We start from the raw sequence: 2,140 nt of genomic DNA on the forward strand, positions 1-2,140 counted from the left end.
CTGTCCTGTCCCGTGACATGCTTGACACTCGAGTCCCAGGACATGCTTGACACCGGTGCCGTGTTCGGGTTTCTCCTGATGCGTCGTTTGTGGGTGGCGCGTTTCGGGGGAGCCGGGAATGGTCCTGGTCGATTTGTCCGTTGTTGAGCAGCGCTATCGCGCGGTTCTTTTGGTGCTCGCTGGGGCAAGTGTCAGTGAGGTCGCGGCCGGAATCGGGGTGTCGCGGCAGAGTCTGCATACCTGGTTGTCGCGTTATCGGGAGTCAGGGCTTGCCGGGTTGACCGATCGGTCGCGTCGTCCGGATTGTTCGCCTTCGCAGATGCCGGCCGAGGTGGAGACGCTGGTGTGCGAGCTGCGGCGTGAGCATCCGCGGTGGGGGCCGGTGCGGTTGGTGCACGAGGCCAGGCGGCTGGGGGTGGAGCCGGTGCCGTCACGGATGGGGGTGTATAGGGCGCTGGTTCGCCATGGCCTGATTCAACCGGGTGGCCGGCGCAAGCGTCGCGAGGAGTTCTTGCGCTGGGAGCGGGAAGGCCCGATGCAGTTGTGGCAGATGGACATCGTCGGCGGCGCCTTTTTGACCAGCGGCGCCGAGGCGAAGGTTGTCACGGGGGTCGACGACCATTCGCGGTATTGCGTGATCGCATCTGTGGTGCTGCGTCCGACCGGGCGGGCGGTGTGCCTGGCGTTCGCTTCCGCACTGCGGCAATTCGGGATTCCTGATGAGGTGCTGACCGATAACGGTAAGCAGTTCACCGATCGGTTCGGTAAGGGTGGTGAGGTGTTGTTCGATCGGATTTGCCGGGACAACGGCGTCGTGCACCGGTTGACCGAGCCCCGTTCCCCGACGACCACGGGGAAGGTGGAGCGGTTCCATCAGAGTCTGCGTCGTGAGCTGTTGGACGATGCGGTGCCGTTCGCCGACCTTGCCGCGGCGCAGGCCGCGGTAGACGCCTGGGTAGAGGAGTACAACACGGTGCGGCCGCATCAAGCGCTGGAGATGGCCTGCCCCGTGGATCGGTTCGCGTCCCGGACCGGGGGTGAGGGTGAGCGGTTGCTGCCGCTGCGGTTGCCCGGAATGCTGCGCCAGGTCCAAGCCGAAGGCGTCCCGGGCGGCGCGGGGTCAGGTTTTACCCACCTGCCAGGTGCGGGACCCGCATCGAGCATGCCCGCAGGGCCACTGGGCGGGGTAAGCGGGCAGGAGCAAGCTCCGCCCAGTTCGCCAGACAGCGTACGGCCCTGCGGTCATGCTCGATCCCACCCCGGCCAGGACACCGGCCAAACCCTGACCCCTCAGGTCGCGACCGGCCCAGCCGAGCCATCTGACACCGACCTGCGGCCGGTCTGGTCGAGCGGGCCGGTGGAGTTCGACCGCGTCGTTCCCGCCAGCGGCAACATGGCTGTTGCGGGCCGTCAGTTCTGGCTCGGTCCTGACCGGGCCGGGGTGCAGGTGACGTTCTGGGTCGACACCGATGTCATTCACCTCCTGGTCGGCGGGGTCCGGCTAAAGAGCTTCCGCTCGCATCTGTCGAACGCGGATTTGGCCAGGCTCGCCGCGAACGGGGGACGTGCGGCGGGGCCGGCACCGCTGCCGCCCGCCGAGCCGGGGACCGCGCTGGAGGTCGACCGGACCGTCAGCCGAGGCGGCACGATCAGCCTCGCCGGCAGCATCGTGCTCGCCGCTGAGATCTTGGGTGGCCGACGCGTGAGCGTCCGGATCGAGGAACACACACTGATGTTCTTCGACCCGGCCACCCGTGAGTTGCTACGCACCCGCCCGAATCCGATCAGCTGGGACCGGGTTCGGCATCTGCGGGACGCCCGCCCGGCCGGGCCACCGCCCCGCCCGTCTGTCGAGCCGATCACGGTGCAGCGGGTCGCCAGCAACAGCGGGGTCATCATGGTGGCCGGGCAGAAGGTCGCCCTGGGCCGCATCCACGCCCGCGCCATCGCCACCGTGCACGTCAGCGACACCACACTAACCATCGAACTGCCCGACGACACTCGCGTCGTCCGCCGAACCACCACCCAGCCAGTCCGCAGTATCAAAGCGGCCCGGCCCCGCAAGGCCGGTCATGTTTCCTAGGGTGCCCGTCAAGCATGTGGTGGGACAGAACTGTCAATCATGTCGTGGGACTAGACA

1 pseudogene is annotated in these 2,140 nt (G+C 67.6%); it reads left to right on the forward strand.

Annotated features, from left to right (window positions below):
• Window positions 1-133: 133 nt before the first annotated feature.
• Window positions 134-1,072, forward strand: a pseudogene (locus tag ABGB14_RS49925) (IS481 family transposase); the annotation flags it as partial.
• Between the last annotated feature and the right edge of the window lie 1,068 nt (window positions 1,073-2,140).

The sequence above is a fragment of the Nonomuraea sp. B10E15 genome, from assembly GCF_039871615.1.
In the GTDB taxonomy this organism is placed as follows: Bacteria; Actinomycetota; Actinomycetes; order Streptosporangiales; family Streptosporangiaceae; genus Nonomuraea.